Origin of the sequence: Mesorhizobium sp. BR1-1-4, from assembly GCF_020165375.1 — a bacterium.
GTDB lineage: Bacteria > Pseudomonadota > Alphaproteobacteria > Rhizobiales > Rhizobiaceae > Mesorhizobium > Mesorhizobium australicum.
Window position 1 is genome coordinate 633,652 of sequence record NZ_JAIUIB010000001.1, and the last position, 18,287, is coordinate 651,938.

The window sequence follows — 18,287 nt, forward strand, 5'->3', positions numbered from 1 at the left end:
GCGCCGCCGACCTCACCCCAAAAACACCCTCTCGAACGCCTGCTTGCCCGGCGGCGAGAAAATCACCGCGCGGCTGTCCTTCTCGCGGCGCGCCCATTTCTCGGCAAGGATCTTGTCGAGGATGGCGGCGCCCAGCGTCCCGGCGAGGTGCGAGCGCCGCACGCTCCAGTCGAGGCAGGCGCGGCACACCGGCCGCCGAGGCTTGGTGTAGACATCGATGCCGATCGCCGCGAAATGCGATGCGGCGGATGGCCCGAGCCTGATCTCCTTGTCGTTGCGGACCAGTATGTTTTTCTCCACAAGGCGGTCCAGCATCGCAACGGCCTGCTCGCCCGCAAGGTGATCGTAGCAGACGCGCGCGACGCGCATCGCGCCGTCGCGCGGGCCCGGCCGCACGCGCTTGGGGCCAACGGCTTCCGCAACGCCGGTGATGGCCTCGATCATGCCGGCCACTTGCGGGCCGGCCAGACCGTAATAGCGATGCCGGCCCTGGCTGGCCAAGGTCAGCAGCCCGCCCTCCATCAGCTTGGACAGATGCGAGGAGGCGGTCGGCAGCGACACGCCGGCCTCCAGCGCCAGTTCGCTCGCGGTCAATGCCGTGCCGCCCATCAGGGCGTTCAGCATGTTGGCGCGGGCCGGATCGCCGACCAGGCTGGCGATGCGGGCAATGTCGGGTCCTTCACGCATGGTTTGATCCTCATCGAAGCATTCTTGTCAGATAACCATTATTCTCCGACGGGATCAAGGAGACGAGGATGGCCGCACGAATCGCTTTCACCCCCGAGCCGGTGCCCCGCCGCCAATCGTTCCCGTTCGTCACCTGGGTCCGCTCACGGTTGCTGGCCCGCTGGTATGACCGCCATGCGCAGCGCCGCGACCTCTCGGAGATCGACGACCACCTGCTGCGTGACCTCGGCCTGACACGGGAGGATGTGCGCCGCGAATGCGCGAAATCCTTCTGGCAGGTGTGATCGCCAACTCATCTGCCTAGCAGATCGGGTGGCACGACGTTTCGACGCCGCCCGAACTGTCGCCGCTAAACACCAAGGAGCCGACCATGACCATCACCTGCTTCATCCGCTACGAGATCGACCCGTTCGGCAAGGCCGCCTTCGAGGAATATGCCCGCAACTGGGGTCAGGCCATTCCACGCTGCGGCGCCGATCTGATCGGCTATTTCGCGCCGCATGAGGGCTCGGCCACGACGGCCTATGCCGCCTACAACATCGAAAGCCTTGCCGCCTACGAAGCCTACCGCGCCCGGCTTGCCGCGGACCCCGCCGGCAAGGCAAACTATGAATTCGCCCGCCGCGAACGCTTCATCCTCAAGGAGGACCGCATGTTCCTGAAACTGGCTTCCGGCCCGCATGCGCCGCTGGTCAAGCTATGATCGCCGTCATCTTCGAGGTGCAGCCTGCGCAGGGCCGGCGCGAGGCCTATCTGGGCATAGCCGCCGACCTGCGGCCGCTGCTCGACGGCATTGACGGCTTCATCTCCGTCGAGCGCTTCCAGAGCCTGGCCGACCCGGACCGGGTGCTGTCGCTGTCGTTCTGGCGCGACGAGGAGGCGGTGAAGGCCTGGCGCAACACCGAAGAGCACCGGCAGGCGCAGCGGGCCGGGCGCGGCGGTATCTTTGCCGGCTATCGATTGCGGATCGCGCACGTGGTGCGCGACTACGGACTGACCGAGAGGGACGAGGCCCCGGCGGACAGCCGGGCCGTGAATGGGTGAGGAAGAAAGGAGCCAGCGCGGCAGCCAGCCTCCTTCTCCCCGTCACTATACGGGGAGAAGTGCCCGGCAGGGCGATGAGGGGCAGCGCTGACCTTCGCCACTTTGTTTACGCATTCCCGATCAGCACGCCCGCCGCGAACACCAGGGCGCCGCCCAGCACCACCTGGAAGGCGGCGCGCAGGAACGGGGTCTGCATGTAGCGGTTCTGGACGAAGGCGATGGCCCACAGTTCGAAGAACACCACCACGGCGGCTACCGCCGTCGCGGTCCAGAAATGCGGGATGAGATAGGGCAGCGCGTGGCCGAGGCCGCCGAGCGTCGTCATGACGCCGACGGTCAGGCCGCGCTTGATCGGCGAACCCCTGCCCGACAGCTTGCCGTCGTCGGAAGCGACCTCGGTGAAACCCATCGAGATACCGGCGCCGATCGAGGCGGCGAGACCGACCAGAAGCGTCTGCCAGGTGTCATGGGTGGCAAAGGCGGCGGCGAAGATCGGCGCCAGCGTCGACACCGACCCGTCCATCAGCCCGGCCAGGCCCGGCTGCACATAGGTGAGGATGAACTGGCGCTGCTCGGCGGTCGCCTCCTCGACCTTGACTTCGCCCGGCACGTGTTTCTGCTCCAGCGCATGCGCCGAGCTTTCATGGCCCTGTTCGGCCGCGGCCAGATCGTCGAGCAGCTTGCGGGTCGAGGCGTCGGTGGTGCGCTTGGCCGCCTCGACATAGAACAGATAGGCCTGCCGCTCCATCGCCTCGGCCTGGCGGCGCACGGCCTCGATGCCGAGCGGCCGCACCAGCCAGTCGGGCTTGCGCTCGAAATAGCCCCTCACATGTTCACGGCGGATCAGCGGAATGCGCTCGCCGAAACGCTTGCGGAAGAGTTCGATCAGCGAGTCGCGATGGCCGTCTTCTTCCTCGGCCATGGCCTCGAAGAGTTTGGCCGATTGCGGAAAAGTCTCGGACAATCCGTCCGCATAGGCTCGGTAGATACGCCCGTCATCCTCCTCCGATGAAATGGCCAGCGCCAGGATCTCCTGTTCGGAGAGCGATTCGAAGGAGCGGCGGCCGAAGCCGAAAACACGGGAAAGCATGAGGAAATCACCCTAGTTTAGAATTGTTCTAAACTATGATTTGCAACGTCCTTGGTCAATCGTGCGCTTGGCCACGGTCAAGAATAGTTGAGCCGCACCGGGCATCACTCTTCATTATCAGCGAATGTTAACCTATATATCGGGTCAAGCCAAAAAAGGAACGAGCTGATGACGGCCAAGAAGCCTCCGCACGCCTACGACCCGAAACCGGTCCTCGATCTCATCGCCAGCATCGAGGCCGACCTGCAGCGCCTGAAGGGGCTGGTCGAGCAGCAGGTCGAGAAATTCGACCCCGCCAACCCGCACAATAAGGCACCCGACGGCAAGCTGACCGAGGAAGGCGTCGAGTGCTGCTACCGCATGTTCGACGAGGGCAAGTCGCGCTATTCGGTCGCCCAGCAGATGAAGATCTCGTTTGCCGCCGCCACGCATCGGTTCAACAATTGGCGCAAGCTGGGCGGCAGCAAGCGGCAGCGGACATTGCTGGGGTGAATTTCGACATGCGGGCGTGACGGCCGCAACGCTGGATGCGTTTGTGTCTTGATCACAATCGCGAACTTTGTCCCGGTCACATCTTTTCGTTGGCATCGCGCGCGCCTTTGCGTGCACCATGGCCGGATCGCATCGCTACAGGACCCGCCATGATCACCCCTCCCGGCATCGCCGACATCCACGCCGCCGCCGCACGGCTCTCGGGCCTGATCGTCGAGACCCCCTTGATCGAATCGCAGGAGCTGAACAGGCGCTTCGGCGGCCGCATCCTGTTCAAGCCGGAGACGCTGCAGCGGACCGGCTCGTTCAAGTTCCGCGGTGCCTACAACAAGCTGTCGACGCTGAGCGAGGCGGAGCGTTCTCGTGGCGTCGTGGCTTTCTCTTCGGGCAATCACGCGCAGGGCGTGGCGGCTTCCGCCGCCATGTTCGGCGTCAAGGCGGTCATCGCCATGCCGGCGGACGCACCTGACATGAAGATCGCCAATGTCCGCAGGATGGGCGCCGAGGTGGTGCCCTTCGACCGTTTCAAGGACGATCGCATGACGGTGGTGCGCCCCTATCTCGACAAGGGCATGGCGTTGGTGCCGCCCTTCGACGATCCGGCCATAATTGCCGGCCAGGGCACGATCGGACTGGAGCTGGTGAGGCAGGCGCGGGCGCTGGGTGTCGGCCTCGACGCGGTCGTCATCCCCTGTGGCGGCGGCGGCCTGACCAGCGGCATCTCGGTTGCCGTGAAGGATACCTCGCCCGGCACCGCGATCTGGGCGGTCGAACCCGAGCATTTCGACGACACGCGCCGCTCGCTGGCGGCGGGCGCCAGGGTTTCGAACGAGCCTGGCCACAGTTCGATCTGCGACGCCATCCTCACCGCCGAGCCGGGCGCGATCACCTTCGAGATCAACCGCCGCAACCTCGCCGGCGCCGTCGCCGTCTCAGAGGATGCCGTCAGGCGGGCGATGCGCGACGCCATGGCCTATCTCAAGCTGGTGGTCGAGCCCGGCGGCTGCGTCGCGCTGGCGGCGCTGTCGTCGGGCGAGATCGAGCTGTCGGGCAAATGCGTTGCCGTGGTGCTGTCCGGCGGCAATGTCGATTTCGGCACCTATGCCGGGATCATGGCGGCGTAGGGCGGCACAGGTCAGCTCTCGTCAGTCCAGCGTGCGCCTGAACCGCACCAGCGCCACGCCGGCGAACAGCGCCACGAAAACCGCCAGCCAGCCGATCTCGGTCGCCACCGCCGGCAGTTGCGCGCCCTTCAGCATCACCGCGCGGGTGATGCGCAGGAAATGCGTCAGCGGGAAGATCTCGCCGAAGGTTTGCGCCCAGTCCGGCATGCCGCGATAGGGGAACATGAAGCCCGACAGCATGATCGAGGGCAGGAAGAAGAAGAAGGTGAGCTGAAGCGCCTGCATCTGCGTGCGTGCGATCGTCGAGATCGTGTAGCCGAGCAGCACCAGCGACAGCACGAACACCAGCACCGCCGACAAAAGCAGCGTCATCGAGCCGGTGAAGGGGATGGCGAACAGAAGCTTCGACGCCGCCAGCACCACCACCACCTGCACCGCGCCGACCGCCAGGTAGGGCAGCACCTTGCCCATCATGATCTCCAGCGGGCTCGACGGCATCGCCAGGAGATTTTCCATCGTGCCGCGCTCGGTCTCGCGCGTCAGCGCGATCGAGGTCATCATCACCATGGTCATCTGCAGGATGACGCCGAGCAGGCCGGGCACGATGTTGTATTGCGAGATGCCTTCGGGGTTGTAGCGGCGGTGGACGACGACATCGAGCTGCCCCCTGGCGGCTTCCGCCGCGGCTTCCTGCGTGCCTTGCGCTCTCAGCAGCGCCTGGCCGGCGATGGTGCCGAGCGTCGAGATGGCGCCGCTGGCCACCGCCGGATCGGTGGCGTCGGCCTCGATCAGGATTTGCGGCTTGTCGCCGCGCTCGACGCGGCGGGCGAAATCGGCCGGGATGGTGACGACGAAGGCGACGTCGCCGCGCGCCATCAGGAACTCGGCCTCCTCGGCGCTTTGCGCGACATGGTCGAAGCGGTAGTAACCGGTGGTCTGCAGCGCCGCGACCATGGCGCGGGTATAAGGATCGCTGCTGGTCGCCACCAGGGCCGCCGGCAGGCTTTTCGGGTCGTTGTTGATGGCGTAGCCGAACAGCACGAGCTGGATCAGCGGCACGCCCAGCATCATGGCGAAGGTGATGCGGTCGCGCCGCATCTGGATGAACTCCTTGATCAGCAGGGCGCCGAGCCTGGCGAAGGAAAAGACGCTGTTCATGCCATGTTGTCCTTCGATCCCGACATGAACTGGATGAAGACATCCTCCAGGCTGGTCTCGCCCGGCGTCACCGTTACGCCCTTGTGCTCCCTCTCGACATCGGCAAGCGCGGCCTCGAGCTTCTCGCGGTCGGAACCGACGACGTGCAGCGTCGCGCCGAACGGCGCCACCTGGTCGACGCCGGGGCGGCCTTGCAGCGCTTGCGCCACCTCGTCGAGCTTTGGACCCTGCAGCACGAAGGTGGTCAGGCCTGCATTCTTCACCACCTCGGCGACGGTGCCGGTGGCCAGCATCCTGCCATAGGAGATGTAGCTGATGCGGTGGCAGCGCTCGGCCTCGTCCATGTAATGAGTGGAGACCAGCACGGTCAGCCCGCCGCTCGCCAGGCGATGGATCTCGTCCCAGAACTCGCGCCGCGCCTTCGGATCGACGCCGGCCGTCGGCTCGTCCAGCAGCAGCAGTTTCGGCTTGTGCATGATGCAGGCGGCCAGCGCCAGCCGCTGCTTCCAGCCGCCGGACAAGGTGCCGGCCAGCTGGTTGCGGCGCGTCATCAGGCCGAGCTCCTCCAGCGTGCGCGAGACATAGTCCTCGACCGGCCGCAGCCGGTAGAGCCGCGCCACGAATTCGAGGTTCTCGCCGATCGTCAGATCCGCGTAGAAGGAGAATTTCTGCGTCATGTAGCCGACTTCGCGCTTGATCCTGAGGCTGTCGGTGCGGATGTTGAAGCCCAGCACCGTGCCTTCACCCTCGTCCGGCGTCAGCAGGCCGCACATGATGCGGATGGTGGTGGTCTTGCCCGAGCCGTTGGGGCCGAGGAAGCCGACGATCTCGCCCTCGGCGACCGACATCGTCACATGGTCGACGACGGTCTTGTCGCCGAAGCGTTTGACCAGGCCGTGAACGTCGATGGCGTTCATTTTCCCATATCCGCGAGATCGACATCGACGATCTGGCCGGGCTGCAGCGGCCCCGCATCGCCCTCCGGCCGCGCCTCGACGAGGTAGACCAGCTTCTGCCGGTTCTCCAGGGAGTAGATCACCGGCGGGGTGAATTCGGGATCGGGCGAGACATAGCTGACGCGCGCCTTCACCTCCGGGCCACAGCCGTCGCAATGGACGCTGAGCAGGCTGCCGACCTTGACCGAGGAGAAGGCGCTTTCCGGAATATAGACGCTGAGCTTCACCGCGCCGTCGGGAAGCACCGAGATGACCGGCGCGGTCGGACCCGCCGTGTCGCCGGGATTGCGGATGACGTCGTTGACGCGGCCGGGCGAAGGCGCCGCCAACACCCGTTTGGAGAGCCGCCATTGCGCCTGATCCAGCGCCGCCTGCGCCTGTTTGACCTGATTGTCGGCGGCCTTGATCGTCTCGGCGCGCGCCGGCAGCCCGCCGACCGCCAGGTTGGCCTCCGCCTGGCCGACCTGCGCATTGGCCGTCTCCAGCGTCGCGGAAGCCGTGTCGAAATCAGCCTGCGTGCCGGCGCCGCGTTTGAACAGGTCGCTGGCGCGGTCGAATTTTCGCTTGGCATCGGCGGCCTGTGCCTTGGTCATGTCGACCTCGGCCTTCAGCACGGCGATCTCTTCCGGCCGCTTGCCGACCTGGAGATCGGCATACTGCGCCTGCGCCTGGGCCAGCGCCGCCTGCGCTTGCGCCACCGCGATCTTGGCGTCGGCATTTTCGAGTGTCACCACGGTGGCTCCCGGCGTGACGCGGTCGCCGCGCTTCACCGCCACCGTCTCGACCTGCGCCACCTCGATCGGCGCCAGGAGCACATAATCGCCCTCGACATAACCGACGGCGAGCGGTGCCGCCGGCGCGCAGGCACCGAACAATTGCGCGGCGAGCGGCAGCGAACACAGAAAGCTCATTGTTTTGATCCCTTCATCCCTGGTCCCTTCCGGGCGGCCAGTATGGCGCGGAGATTGTCCGTGGTGACCGCCACCACCTTGGCGGCCTCGGCGGCGCCGATGTCGCGCCAGCCCATGCGGCGCATGACGGCCTCGCGGCCGATGCGGAAATAGATGACCTGGCCGATCAACGTGAACACGGTGAGTCGGGTGCGTTCGCTCTCGGCCGGCTCGCCGGTGGCCTGCTCCCAGATCTGGCACAGCCGACGGTGCGTCGGCTCGAAGACGCCGTCATAGATGCGGTCGAGCGCCGCCGTCGGATGCGAGAGCTCGCGCAGCACGAATTGCACGATCTCTCCGGCCTGCGGCTGAGCCACGATGAAGCCGACCATCCGCTCGAGTGCCGTGAAGAGCTGCGCGCGCGCCGCCTCAGGATCGCTTGCCGCCGCCTGTCCATGGCCGAGCCCCTCGCCAGCGCCCAGTGCCTGCCCTGCGACGCCCTGGATGGTCTCGACGATGAAGTCGGCGGCAGCGGCGCGAAGACCTTCCTTGCCGCCGAAATGATAGGCGATCGAGCCGATATTGGCCCCTGCCTCGGCGGCAATTTCGCGCGTCGAGGTGCCGTCGAAGCCCTGCCGCCCGAACAGTTTCAACGCCGCCTGGACAAGCGCGGCGCGCGTCGGCTCTGCCGGGGAGGTCTCGCGGCGGGGTCTCTTGGCATCTGGCAATTTGATCATGCCAAAGACCTTAATCAATCGATTGATTAAGGTCAACTTGTGTGCGGCGCTGTCTTGCCATCGCGCGCGGCAACCGCTTTAGTGCGCGGCCATGGGCAAGGAAGTCGAGCGTAAGTTCCTGGTCTCCAGCACCGCATGGCGGGATCTGGCGGAAGCGGATATCCGCATTCTCCAGTTCTATCTCGCCACGGCACCCGGGCGAACCGTCCGCATCCGCATCAGTGATGGCGCCTCCGCCAAGCTGACGCTCAAATTCGGCAGCAGCGCGCGCGAGCGCGACGAATTCGAATACCCGATCCCGCTGGCGGAGGCGGTGGAGATGCTGGACTTCGCCATCGGACGTGTCATCGAGAAGACACGTCACCATGTTAGGCATCGCGGCTATCTCTATGAAGTCGATGTCTTTGGCGGTGCACTGGCGGGACTTGTGGTGGCCGAGCTCGAGACGCCGGAAGAGGTTCAGGACGAAATGCTGCCTGACTGGCTCGGCCGGGAAGTGACCGGCGAGCAGAAATTCTACAACGCGTCGCTCGCCCTCGGGGGGATACCGGAGATCGCCGCATGAGCTTTCGTATCGATCCGCGCCTGCCGCTGACCGGCGAGGTCAGGCGTATCCTTGCCGAGGAGATCGGCAAGGCCCTGCTGCATCTGGAGACCGCGCACACCCGGCCGGAACAGGGGCTGCACAAGTGCCGCAAGCGGCTGAAAAGCGCGCGTGCCTTGTTGCGCCTGGTTCGTTCCGGTGACGAAACATTCTGCACTACGGAAAACCAGTGCTATCGCAATGTCGCGGCGCTGCTTGCCGGTCCGCGTGAAGCCACGGCCCTGATCGAAACCATCGATCGGCTGGCGGCGGGCTTCGCCAGGGAAAGCGTCGATGGCGGGCTTGATGCCGTGCGCGACAGGTTGATCGCACGCCAGCATGATCTGCACGAAGGCGCCGGCCTGAAGGCGGCGATCGGGGCGGCCACCGCCGCCTGCGAAGACGGCCTGAAGCGCATCGAAACCCTTGCTTTGCCCGATCAGCCGGAACAGGCCGCCGACGTGCTTGCCGAAGGCGCCCGCGTCGCCTTGCGCCGCGCCAGGAAGGCGCTCGACAAGGCCGGCACGCGCGGTGAAGCCGACGATTTCCATGACCTGCGCAAGGCGGCCAAGACGCATGGCATGCACCTGTCGCTGCTGGGCAGGCTGTGGCCGACCCCGATCAAGGCGCGGCGCAAGGCCGTGGATGAACTGGGGGAGCGGCTCGGTGAACTGCATGATGTGTTCGTCATGCGCGCGCTGCTCGAGGCGGACAGCGAGCCGCTGGGGCCGCCCGAGGACACAAAACTTCTCGGCAAGTTGCTGAAGCGCTCGGAAAAGAGCCTCAGGAAAGCCTGTCTCGCCGAGGCAGCCGAACTGTTCGGCGACAGCCCCAAGCACGCGACGAAAAAGCTCGCCCGCAAGGCACGCGACGATCTCGCCGGCGCCTCGTCCGCGGATGATCTTGCCGCCTCTGCCGGCTGATGGGCGGCGGACCTCGGCCGGTCTAAGCGGGTAGCGGCCGCCGGCCTTTCGCCAGGGAAGGCTGATCCTCCATCCGCGCCCCGGCATCGCGTGGATGCGGCCCGATCGGCATGATCGCTTCGAACGGCGTGGCGCCAAAGGCAAAGGTCCATTTGTAGCCGATCAACCCGTCCTCGGGCGTGGTGTGCTGGTCGTGATGCGCCAGCAGTCTCGCCCGGTCGGCCAGTTCCTCGGCCTCGCGCCGCACCATCTCCGCCGTCTCCGGACGCATCCTCCTGGAGAAGCTGACGAAGGTCGCCTCCTTCTCGATATGGGTGATGGCCCAGCCGATGAAATTCTTGTTGGTCATTTCGAACAGCGGCCTGAGCGGCCCCTCGAAATTCCACTGGATCGGCGTTTCGACCAGCAGTTTCGCCGACAGGCCACGGCCAAGCGCGATCAGGCCGAGTTGCTCAAGGTCGCGCAGATAGAGGAACATCGAGGCCTCACTCAGGCCTTGCGAGCGCCTGATGCCTTCAGGCGTGAATTTTTCCGACAGCATGACGAAGACGAACAGCAGCGCCGGCCGGCTGGCGAGCCGTCGCTCGATCTCGGGCGCGATGTGGTTGACCGGCCCCGGCCCGCGGTTCATCGAGCCGAGCACGTTTTCCAGTTCGACGCCGGCGGCCGCACAGATCTCCACCAGCCGGTCGAGCTTGCAGTTCTTCTCATGGAAGATGCGCTTCACCGTCGGCTCGGAAACGCCCATCCGTTCGCCGAGCTCACGATAGGTGACACCCTTGGCCTTCAGTGTCCGTTTCAGCGCCTCGAAGATCGGGCCGTTCATGGGATGCGCCTCTTGCCGGCGGTTTCGTATCGATATTCGATACTAGCTTCAATCCGCCTTCCCGAGAAGTATCGAAAATCCTAGCTGTTCACCGACATTCACAGGAGAGCAGCCATGAACATTGTCGTCACTTCCGCCGTCATCGCCGCCATCGGCATTGCCGCCGCCCAGGCCGCCCAGGCCGACGAACTCTGGCGCGCAACGGGCCTCGAACAGCCTGAATCGGCGCTGTTCGACGCCGCCAACGGCCGCATCATCGTTTCCAACATCGTCGGCAATCCGGGCGACGCCGACGGCAACGGCTACCTCAGCCTGCTGTCAATGGATGGCAAGATGGTGAGCCAGCACTGGACCGACGGCATGGACGCGCCCAAGGGCATGGCGATATCGGGCGGCAAGCTCTATGTCGCCGACATCACCAAAATCCGTGTCGTCGACCTCGCCAGCGGCAAGCTCATCGCCAGCATCGTGGTCCCGAATGCCGTTTTCCTGAACGACATGACGTCGGATCGGTCCGGCAAGGTCTACGTCACCGACATGCTGGCCGACACGATCTACCGCATCGACGGCGACAGGCCGGAGCTGTTCGTCAAGGATCCGCTGCTCGCCTCGCCCAACGGCGTCTTCGCCGATGGCGACAGGCTGATCGTGGCCTCCTGGGGCAAGGGCATCAAGGCCGACTTCAGCACGGCCGAGCCCGGCGGGCTGCTGGCGGTCGACATCGCCAGCAAGGCGGTGACGCCGCTGGCGGGCGCCCAAAACTTCGCCGACCTCGACGGCGTCGTCGCCATCGGCGGCACCATCTATGCCACGGCCTACATGACCGGCACGCTCTATCGATACAGGACCGGCGGCGGGCCGGAAGCGGTGGCGCATTTCAAGCCGGGCAGCGCCGATATCGGCACCGACGGCAAGTCGATCCTCTACGTGCCGCTGATGAACGAAGGCGAGGTCGCGGCGCTCAAGATCGAATGAGCGCTGGCGTCCGCACGACCTTCGCTGACAGCCGTGGATGGAGCGTGGTAGGACGGTCCCTCCACGGCAATGGTCAAGGAGGTGTGCCATGGACGACCGGGAGATCAGAGCGGCCCGATGGATCCCGTGAGCCACAGCGACAAGCATCGTCCGCTCGCGCGAGAGGAGCTGCCGGACGATACGGCCGCGCTCGCCCGGTTTCTCCTAGGCAAGCTGGTGGTGCGCGACTTGCCCGAAGGCAGGGTCAGCGGACGGATCGTCGAGACGGAAGCCTATGTCGTCGGTGACGCGGCCGGGCACGGCTTTCGAGGGATGACGCAGCGCAACCGGTCGCTGTTTCTCGAAGCCGGGCACGCCTATGTCTACCTCGCCTATGGCACCTCCTTCATGCTGAATGTCTCGAGCGAGACGAAAGGGGTCGGAACCGGCGTGCTGATCCGGGCGCTGGAACCGCTGGAAGGCGTCGCGATCATGCGGCTGAACCGAGGCGTCGAGCGCCTGCGCGACCTGGCGCGCGGTCCCGGAAGGCTGGCTGCGGCGTTGCGGATCGATCGTTCGCTCGACGGGATCGACCTGTGCCGGGAAGGCCCGCTGTGGCTCGCTCAGGACGAATGTGAGCCCGGCGCGATCGGACAGGGCATCAGGATCGGCATTTCGAAGGACGCCGACCGCCTGCTGCGGTTCTACGTCAAAGAAAGTCCGTTCGTCAGCGGCCCGGCATCGCTCAATCGCTGAGAGACGGCTGCTCCGCCTCTTGTTTCCCCGCCAATTGGCCCCGCGCGTCGCGGATCGACGCGGCATAGGTCACCAGCGGCGGCTTGACGCCGTGGTTGATCAGCATGCGCCGGATCTGCGGCGAGGCGCCCGAAATGATGAAGCGCACGCCGGCGCGCCCCGCCTTGTGGGCCGCACTTTCGATGACATTGGCCGCCGTCGAATCGAAAAGCGGCACGGCCGAACAGTCGAGCACGAAGTTGCGGCGCTGGTCGGCGATGCGGTCGAGCACGCTGCCGACAGTGGACGCGGCACCGAAGAAGAAGGCGCCCGAGATGCGGTAGACGACGGTGTCGGCGTCGCTTGCCTCCGCGGAATCATAGGTGCGGGCGCCGCCGACGCTGTCGGCGACATCGTCCTGCGCCAGGTCCGCCTCGACCGCGACGGACTTGGCCATGCGATCGATGAACAGGATCGAGCCGAGCGCGAAGCCGACGACGATGCCCTCGGTCAGGTCGCGGAAGACGACGATGAGGAAGGTCGCCATCAGCACCAGCGCATCGCCGCGCGATGCCCTGAGCAGCGTGGCGAAGGCTTGTTTCTCGACCATGTTCCAGCAGACCACCGCCAGGACGCCGGCAAGGGCCGCGAGCGGGATGTAGCTGGCAAGCGGCGCCGCCACCAGCATCAGCACCAGCAGGATTCCCGAATGGACCATGCCCGAGACCGGACCGTGTGCGCCGGCCCGCACATTGGTGGCGGTGCGGGCTATGGTGCCGGTGGCGCAGATGCCGCCGAACAAAGCGGACACGACATTGGCGAAGCCCTGCGCCACCAACTCGCAATTCGAGCGGTGCCGCCGGCCCGTCATGCCGTCTGCGACGACGGCCGACAGCAGCGATTCGATGGCGCCGAGCAGCGCGAAGGCGATGGCGTCCGGCAAGACGTCGAGCATCCTGCCGAAGCTGACGGGTGGCATGCCAGGCCATTGCAGGCTGCGCGGAATGCCGCCATAGCGCGTGCCGATCGTCTCGGCCGGCAACGCCAACAGCGCAACGACCAGCGAGGCGAGCCCGATGGCGATCAACATGGCCGGCCATTTCGGCCGCCAGCGCTTCAGAACGGCGATGGTCGCGATGGTCAGCGCCGCCACGACGGTCGCCGCGAGGTTAATCGTGCCGGCTGCTTCTCCAAGCGCGATCAGCTTGGGCACGAACGGTCCGGGTTCCCTGCCCGGCAAGGTCAGCCCGAACAGTTCGACGATCTGGCCGGAGAAGATGATGACGGCAATGCCGGCGGTGAAGCCGACGGTGACCGGATAGGGAATGAACTTGATGTAGGTGCCGAGCCGGAGATAGCCGATGGCAATGAGGAACACACCGGCCATCATCGTCGCCAGCAGCAGGCCGTCGAGACCGACGCGCGCCACCGTCGCCGCCACCAGCACGATGAAGGCGCCGGCCGGGCCGCCGATCTGGAAGCGGCTGCCGCCCAAGGCCGAGATGATGAAGCCGCCGACGATGGAAGTGTAGAGGCCACGCTCCGGCGTCACGCCCGAAGCGATCGCGATCGCCATCGACAGCGGCAGCGCGACGATGGCGACAGTCAGCCCGGCGATGACATCGGCCTTGAAATGCGGCAGGCGGTAGCCCTCCCGCCAGACCGTCACCAGCTTCGGCGTGAACAGCTCGGAGAATGTCGGCTTCACCGCCTGATGCACTGCCTGACGCGCTTGATCCATGGACTGCCCCTGCAAAAGGCGGCGGGATCGTCGGCAGGACTGTCGGCGGTCTCCGTCGCGACCTATTCCGGCTCGGCCTTGGCATCCGGCGGCATGGCGGGCTTGAGGCGCACGCCCCTGCCGCCGCGCTCGCTGGCCTGGTTCTCGCCGATCAGTTCCACCCCTGCTTCGTCGAGAGCCTGGATGACCTTCATCAGCGTATCGACCACGCCCCTGACCACGCCGCCGCTCGCCTCCATGCGCTGGATGGTGGGAAGCGAGACGCCGGCGCGCTCGGCGAGCGTCCTCTGGTCGATGCCGGCCAGCGCCCTTGCGGCGCGCATCTGCGCGGCAGTGATCATCGGCCGGAACCCCCGTCTGAGCCTGCTGACATAACGTATAATACCATCATTATCATGTTTCAAGCATCATCATATCGCTTTTAGACGTAACCACTGCCACCTGATGCCCATTTTCTTCGATACCTGCCAAGGATTTCAGGTAGGGTGGCATGCATCAGACGCAGGGGGTACGCGGGTGAACGTTTTCAAGACCATGGTGATATCGGCAGGCTTGCTGTCGACGGTTCTGATACTGACGGGCTGCGGAGGGCACCTCATCAACAGGTTGATCTGACTCAGTCAGGCTCCTCGCTCACCGCCTTGCGCCGTTGCAGAAGCCTCGCCACCAACCAGCATAGCATCGCCCAGGCGAAGCCGGCACACCAGCCCGCCAGCACATCAGAGGGCCAGTGGACGCCGAGATAGATGCGGCTGACGCCGACCAGCACTGTCGTCAGCACCGCCAGGAACAGCACGTAGACCTTGGTCGTCCGGCCCGGCAGGAAGCGCGCCGCCAGCGAACCGAGCGTGAGGTAGGTCACCGCCGACAGCATGGCATGGCCGCTCGGGAAGGAAAGCGACGTCTCGTTGACGAGATGCGAAACCAGTTCCGGGCGCGGCCGGTCGACGCCGACTTTCAGCAGGCTCGACAGCACCTGGCCGCCCGCCACGGCAACGAACATGAGAAGCGCCGTCGCCGGGCGGCGGATCAACAGCAGATAGATGATCGTCGCCGCCGTGATCAGCACCAGAACACTGGAGCTGCCGAGGCTGGTGATGTCGCGCATCGCGCCTTCCAGCCATGGCGGACCGATCGGGATCGCCGGTTGACCGGCCTGGCGGAATGCAAGCAGGATTTCGGTATCGAAGGCGTGCGGCGTGGTGGCCCGTGCCACCTCCATCAATTCCTCGAACGCCCACAGCCCACCGGCGATGACCAGGCCGGCCAGCAGCACCGGGAATTCGACCCGATTGAGCAGAGCTTTCGCGGCGTTCTTCATCGGCACCGTTACATCCGCCCTTGCAGATAGGGTCCAAGCGTGATCAGCGCCACGGCCGCGATTGCCAGCGCGATGCCGGCCGCCTGCAACGCGTTGACGCGCTCGCCGAAGAACACCAGCGCAACGACATTGACCGAAACCAGCTGGATCACCGCCGAGAGGCTGAACGATACCGACATGCCGAACTCGCGGATCAGCCGCAGCATGATCAGATTGCCCAGCGAATAGAGCGCCAGCGTCAGCAGGATCTTGCCCAGGCTGGGCGCCAGTCCCCATTGCTTGGCGGCGGTCGCCGCCAGCAGGAAGATCACCGTCGAAAAGCCGAGCTGCAGAAGTCCCGAAAAACTCAACGTCCCGTCCTCCTCGAAGCGCCTCTTGCCTGATATCGCCGACCTTGTTTCCGAAGCGTGCCGGAACGTCAAGCGACGTCTTCAAACGAGGGTCTTGGCAACGGCGAGACTGAAGCTCAATGTGCCGGAATCGCCCAGCCTGTCGATAGAGGGGCGGTCAGGGGTTCATGATTCGTATTTTTCAGAACTTGGCGCGGCGCTGGAGCGAGCTTTCCCTTGCCCTGCAATTCGTCGTTGCCGGCGGTTTTGGGCTGCTGGTCGTCATGGTGATCGTCGGCACCTGGGTGACGACGCAGATCCGGGACGGCGTCACTCGCAATTCGGCCGCCACGACGGCGCTCTATGTCGACAGCGTGATTGCGCCGCTGCTGCCCGACCTGCGCAAGAGCGAGGAGCTCAGCGCATCCGTCAAGCAGGCGCTCGACGAGACGCTCGGCCAGGGCGCGCTCGGCAAACGCCTGGCATCCTTCAGGCTCTGGCGCCGCGACGGCACGATCCTCTATGCGAAGGACTCGGCTTTGACGGGTCGCCGCTTCGACCTGAACGACAATCTGCGTTCTGCCTTCCAGGGCAGCGTCGTTGCCCAGTTCGATACGTTCGACGAGAACGAAGACAAGGAGCGGGCCGCAGGTGTGCCGTTGCTCGAGATCTACAATCCAGTGCGCGAGCCCTGGTCCGGCGAAGTGGTCGCCGTCACCGAGTTTTACGAGGTCGCCAGCGATTTCAAGGCTACCCTGGCCTCCGCCCTGCTGTCGAGTTGGCTGGTCGTGGCCGGCACCACCTTGACGGCATTCCTGCTTCTGTCGGGCATCGTCCTGCGCGGCAGCCGCATTATCGACGACCAGCGCGGGGCGCTGCGCCGCCAGGTGTCCGAGCTGCAGGGCCTGGTGACGCAGAACAGCGCCTTGCGGCATCGTGTGCAGCGGGCGTCCCGCCGCGCCACCGCGCTCAACGAAAGATATCTGCGCCGGATCGGCGCCGACCTGCATGACGGCCCTGCCCAGCTCGTGGCGCTGGCCGCGCTGCGCATGGACAGTCCGGTGTTTACCGGCGAGGGGCATGGCAGCGAAGGCCGCTCGACCGAGGTCGCCATGATCCGCAAGACGCTGGAGGATGCGATGCGCGAGATACGCGGCATCTGCACCGGCCTGGTCCTGCCGCAGATAGAAACGGCGGCGGCGGCGGACGTGCTGCGGCTGGCCGTCGAGGAGCATGAGCGCCGGACGGGCACATCGGTGACGCTTACGATGCCGAGACATTTGCCGGAGCCCGGCGCTTCTGAGAAGATCAGCATCTATCGCTTCGTGCAGGAGGGGCTGAACAATGCCTACCGCCACGGACGGGGCAAGGATCAGGCGGTGCGTGCAGGCATGAAAAATGGTAGGCTTTTCGTTGAAGTATCGGACGGCGGACCGGGCTTCGATCCGGCGCGGGCCGAGGGGTTGGGCCTTGCCGGCCTCAGGGAGCGGGTTGAAAGCATTGGCGGCCAATTCGAAACACTCACAGGGCCGAAAGGCACGAAGCTGGTGATCCGTCTTTCGGTCGAGGAGCAAGCATGATCGGCGCCATCCGCATTGCCATTGTCGACGATCATCCGCTGTTCCGCGAAGGCGTGACGCGCAGCCTGTCGGAGATCGGCGGCTTCGAGATGGTCGGCGAAGGTGCGACCGCGCAGGACGCGGAGCGCATCGCCTCGACCATGCAGCCCGACATATTGCTCATCGACATTTCAATGCCGGGCGGCGGCCTGGCCGCGGTTGCCAGCATCCTTGCCGACCATCCCGCCCAGAAGATCGTCATGCTGACCGTTTCAGAGGCGAATGCCGATGTGACCAAGGCCTTGAACGCCGGGGTGCTCGGCTATGTCCTCAAAGGCGTCGGATCGCGTGCGCTTGCCGATATCCTGCGCAACGTGGCGGCCGGCGAAAGCTATCTTTCGCCGATGCTGTCGGCCCGGCTGCTTTCCGACGTGCAGTCCTTGCAGCCCGCCAACGGCGTGGCGGACCGGCTGCGGCAACTCACCGGCCGGCAGACCGAAATCCTGCGGCTGGTGGCGGAGGGACTGAGCAACAAGGAAGTCGCCTTACGCCTGGAGCTGCAGGAGAAGACCGTCAAGCATCACATGACGGGGGTGCTGTCGAAACTCAACGTACGAAACCGTACTGAAGCGGCCCTCATCATGCGCGAGTTTCGCGACCGCGACAGGGACCGTTCGTAGCCGTCGCGGAACGCCGCGAAACGAGGTCACCTCCGCCGGGGGGCGGCGGAGGTGACGTGTGAAGCTGGTCGTTGCCTGTTGACCAGCTTCACAAGGCGAAATTCATAGGGCCGAAATTCAAAGGGTCGAAATTCATAGCGCCTTGAGACGGCTGGCGTCGGCCGGTGTGGCACGGCGATCGATGATCGTGCGGCCGAGCTTATCCTTCATGCTGAAGCGGCCGTTCTCGATCTTTTCCGTCAAGCCGTCAGGGTGCTGAACTGTAATCTTGTTGCCGTCCACGTCGACCGTGTCGCCGGTCGTGGCGTTGACATGGCTTGTGCTCTGGTTGCCCTGGCCCTTACCCTTTCCGCTATTCCCGCCGCCGCTGTTACCGCTATTGCCGTTGCCGCTGTTTCCTCCATTGCCGCTGTTGCCGCCACCGCCACCGCTGTTACCGCCCCCCCCATTCCCACCGC

Annotated in this window: 22 protein-coding genes and 1 pseudogene; 11 read left to right on the forward strand and 12 right to left on the reverse strand. The window is 65.4% G+C overall.

Going from position 1 to position 18,287, the window contains the following annotated elements; translation table 11 throughout:
• Positions 1 to 12 precede the first annotated feature (12 nt).
• Positions 13 to 687, reverse strand: coding sequence for an ArsR/SmtB family transcription factor (locus LB571_RS03145; RefSeq protein WP_140618125.1), 675 nt, complete (start codon positions 685 to 687; stop codon positions 13 to 15).
• Positions 688 to 755: 68 nt separating this feature from the next.
• Between LB571_RS03145 and LB571_RS03150 the strand changes: the two genes are divergently transcribed.
• From LB571_RS03150 to LB571_RS03160, 3 genes are all read left to right on the forward strand, one after another.
• On the forward strand, positions 756 to 971 hold the full coding sequence (locus tag LB571_RS03150; RefSeq protein WP_140618124.1) for a DUF1127 domain-containing protein: 216 nt from the start codon (positions 756 to 758) through the stop codon (positions 969 to 971).
• A gap of 86 nt (positions 972 to 1,057) precedes the next feature.
• On the forward strand, positions 1,058 to 1,390 hold the full coding sequence (locus LB571_RS03155; protein WP_224592184.1) for an NIPSNAP family protein: 333 nt from the start codon (positions 1,058 to 1,060) through the stop codon (positions 1,388 to 1,390).
• Positions 1,387 to 1,731 carry an antibiotic biosynthesis monooxygenase family protein gene (locus LB571_RS03160; RefSeq protein WP_224592186.1) on the forward strand — a complete coding sequence of 115 codons (345 nt, stop codon included), beginning with the start codon at positions 1,387 to 1,389 and terminating at the stop codon, positions 1,729 to 1,731. Before LB571_RS03155 ends, LB571_RS03160 begins: the two co-directional genes overlap by 4 nt.
• A 106-nt stretch (positions 1,732 to 1,837) precedes the next feature.
• Here LB571_RS03160 and mbfA read toward each other — a convergent pair whose 3' ends face one another.
• On the reverse strand, positions 1,838 to 2,821 hold the full coding sequence (gene mbfA / locus LB571_RS03165) for an iron exporter MbfA (RefSeq protein ID WP_140618116.1): 984 nt from the start codon (positions 2,819 to 2,821) through the stop codon (positions 1,838 to 1,840).
• A gap of 168 nt (positions 2,822 to 2,989) precedes the next feature.
• On the opposite strand from mbfA, the gene LB571_RS03170 reads away from it, so the two are divergent.
• Both LB571_RS03170 and LB571_RS03175 read left to right on the forward strand, forming a co-directional pair.
• Positions 2,990 to 3,313, forward strand: a complete 324-nt coding sequence (locus tag LB571_RS03170) for a hypothetical protein (RefSeq protein ID WP_140618115.1) — start codon at positions 2,990 to 2,992, stop codon at positions 3,311 to 3,313.
• A gap of 149 nt (positions 3,314 to 3,462) precedes the next feature.
• Positions 3,463 to 4,437 carry a threonine/serine dehydratase gene (locus tag LB571_RS03175; protein ID WP_140618113.1) on the forward strand — a complete coding sequence of 325 codons (975 nt, stop codon included), beginning with the start codon at positions 3,463 to 3,465 and terminating at the stop codon, positions 4,435 to 4,437.
• A 21-nt stretch (positions 4,438 to 4,458) separates the two neighbouring features.
• On the opposite strand, the gene LB571_RS03180 is transcribed toward LB571_RS03175, so the two are convergent.
• Genes LB571_RS03180 through LB571_RS03195 form a run of 4 tightly spaced genes read right to left on the reverse strand, consistent with a single transcriptional unit; the run spans position 4,459 to position 8,178 of the window.
• Positions 4,459 to 5,595: an ABC transporter permease gene (locus LB571_RS03180; protein ID WP_015314771.1), complete on the reverse strand. Its 1,137-nt coding sequence runs from the start codon at positions 5,593 to 5,595 to the stop codon at positions 4,459 to 4,461.
• A complete protein-coding gene (locus tag LB571_RS03185) occupies positions 5,592 to 6,512 on the reverse strand; it encodes an ABC transporter ATP-binding protein (RefSeq protein WP_224592188.1) in 921 nt (306 codons plus the stop codon). The genes LB571_RS03180 and LB571_RS03185 overlap by 4 nt, the downstream gene beginning before the upstream one ends.
• The gene (locus tag LB571_RS03190) at positions 6,509 to 7,462 is read right to left on the reverse strand and encodes an HlyD family secretion protein (protein ID WP_015314769.1); all 954 of its coding nucleotides are present in this window, start codon (positions 7,460 to 7,462) and stop codon (positions 6,509 to 6,511) included. The genes LB571_RS03185 and LB571_RS03190 overlap by 4 nt, the downstream gene beginning before the upstream one ends.
• On the reverse strand, positions 7,459 to 8,178 hold the full coding sequence (locus LB571_RS03195) for a CerR family C-terminal domain-containing protein (protein WP_015314768.1): 720 nt from the start codon (positions 8,176 to 8,178) through the stop codon (positions 7,459 to 7,461). Before LB571_RS03195 ends, LB571_RS03190 begins: the two co-directional genes overlap by 4 nt.
• Before the next feature lie 91 nt (positions 8,179 to 8,269).
• Between LB571_RS03195 and LB571_RS03200 the strand changes: the two genes are divergently transcribed.
• Positions 8,270 to 8,743: a CYTH domain-containing protein gene (locus LB571_RS03200; protein ID WP_224592190.1), complete on the forward strand. Its 474-nt coding sequence runs from the start codon at positions 8,270 to 8,272 to the stop codon at positions 8,741 to 8,743.
• On the forward strand, positions 8,740 to 9,684 hold the full coding sequence (locus LB571_RS03205) for a CHAD domain-containing protein (RefSeq protein ID WP_140823001.1): 945 nt from the start codon (positions 8,740 to 8,742) through the stop codon (positions 9,682 to 9,684). The genes LB571_RS03200 and LB571_RS03205 overlap by 4 nt, the downstream gene beginning before the upstream one ends.
• Positions 9,685 to 9,706: 22 nt before the next feature.
• Here LB571_RS03205 and LB571_RS03210 read toward each other — a convergent pair whose 3' ends face one another.
• Positions 9,707 to 10,510: a helix-turn-helix domain-containing protein gene (locus tag LB571_RS03210; RefSeq protein ID WP_224592192.1), complete on the reverse strand. Its 804-nt coding sequence runs from the start codon at positions 10,508 to 10,510 to the stop codon at positions 9,707 to 9,709.
• A 114-nt stretch (positions 10,511 to 10,624) separates the two neighbouring features.
• Here LB571_RS03210 and LB571_RS03215 point away from each other — a divergent pair, with 114 nt between their 5' ends.
• Together LB571_RS03215 and LB571_RS03220 are read left to right on the forward strand one after the other, a co-directional pair.
• On the forward strand, positions 10,625 to 11,485 hold the full coding sequence (locus LB571_RS03215) for an SMP-30/gluconolactonase/LRE family protein (RefSeq protein ID WP_015314764.1): 861 nt from the start codon (positions 10,625 to 10,627) through the stop codon (positions 11,483 to 11,485).
• Between the two features lie 117 nt (positions 11,486 to 11,602).
• Entirely contained in the window at positions 11,603 to 12,220 is a 618-nt protein-coding gene (locus LB571_RS03220; protein ID WP_224592254.1) for a DNA-3-methyladenine glycosylase, read from the forward strand.
• Here the strand turns inward: LB571_RS03220 and LB571_RS03225 are convergent.
• From LB571_RS03225 to LB571_RS03240, 4 genes are all read right to left on the reverse strand, one after another.
• Entirely contained in the window at positions 12,210 to 13,940 is a 1,731-nt protein-coding gene (locus tag LB571_RS03225) for a SulP family inorganic anion transporter (RefSeq protein WP_224592194.1), read from the reverse strand. The genes LB571_RS03220 and LB571_RS03225 overlap by 11 nt on opposite strands.
• 62 nt (positions 13,941 to 14,002) lie before the next feature.
• A complete protein-coding gene (locus LB571_RS03230; protein ID WP_140792405.1) occupies positions 14,003 to 14,281 on the reverse strand; it encodes a helix-turn-helix domain-containing protein in 279 nt (92 codons plus the stop codon).
• Between the two features lie 275 nt (positions 14,282 to 14,556).
• Positions 14,557 to 15,261, reverse strand: a complete 705-nt coding sequence (locus LB571_RS03235) for a phosphatase PAP2 family protein (protein ID WP_140660505.1) — start codon at positions 15,259 to 15,261, stop codon at positions 14,557 to 14,559.
• Between the two features lie 8 nt (positions 15,262 to 15,269).
• Positions 15,270 to 15,611 carry a hypothetical protein gene (locus tag LB571_RS03240; protein WP_015314759.1) on the reverse strand — a complete coding sequence of 114 codons (342 nt, stop codon included), beginning with the start codon at positions 15,609 to 15,611 and terminating at the stop codon, positions 15,270 to 15,272.
• Positions 15,612 to 15,778: 167 nt separating this feature from the next.
• Here LB571_RS03240 and LB571_RS03245 point away from each other — a divergent pair, with 167 nt between their 5' ends.
• On the forward strand, positions 15,779 to 17,170 hold the full coding sequence (locus LB571_RS03245) for a sensor histidine kinase (RefSeq protein ID WP_224592196.1): 1,392 nt from the start codon (positions 15,779 to 15,781) through the stop codon (positions 17,168 to 17,170).
• The gene (locus tag LB571_RS03250; RefSeq protein ID WP_015314757.1) at positions 17,167 to 17,829 is read left to right on the forward strand and encodes a response regulator; all 663 of its coding nucleotides are present in this window, start codon (positions 17,167 to 17,169) and stop codon (positions 17,827 to 17,829) included. Before LB571_RS03245 ends, LB571_RS03250 begins: the two co-directional genes overlap by 4 nt.
• A gap of 132 nt (positions 17,830 to 17,961) precedes the next feature.
• On the opposite strand, the pseudogene LB571_RS03255 reads toward LB571_RS03250, so the two are convergent.
• Positions 17,962 to 18,287 (reverse strand): annotated as a pseudogene (locus tag LB571_RS03255) (hypothetical protein); the annotation flags it as partial.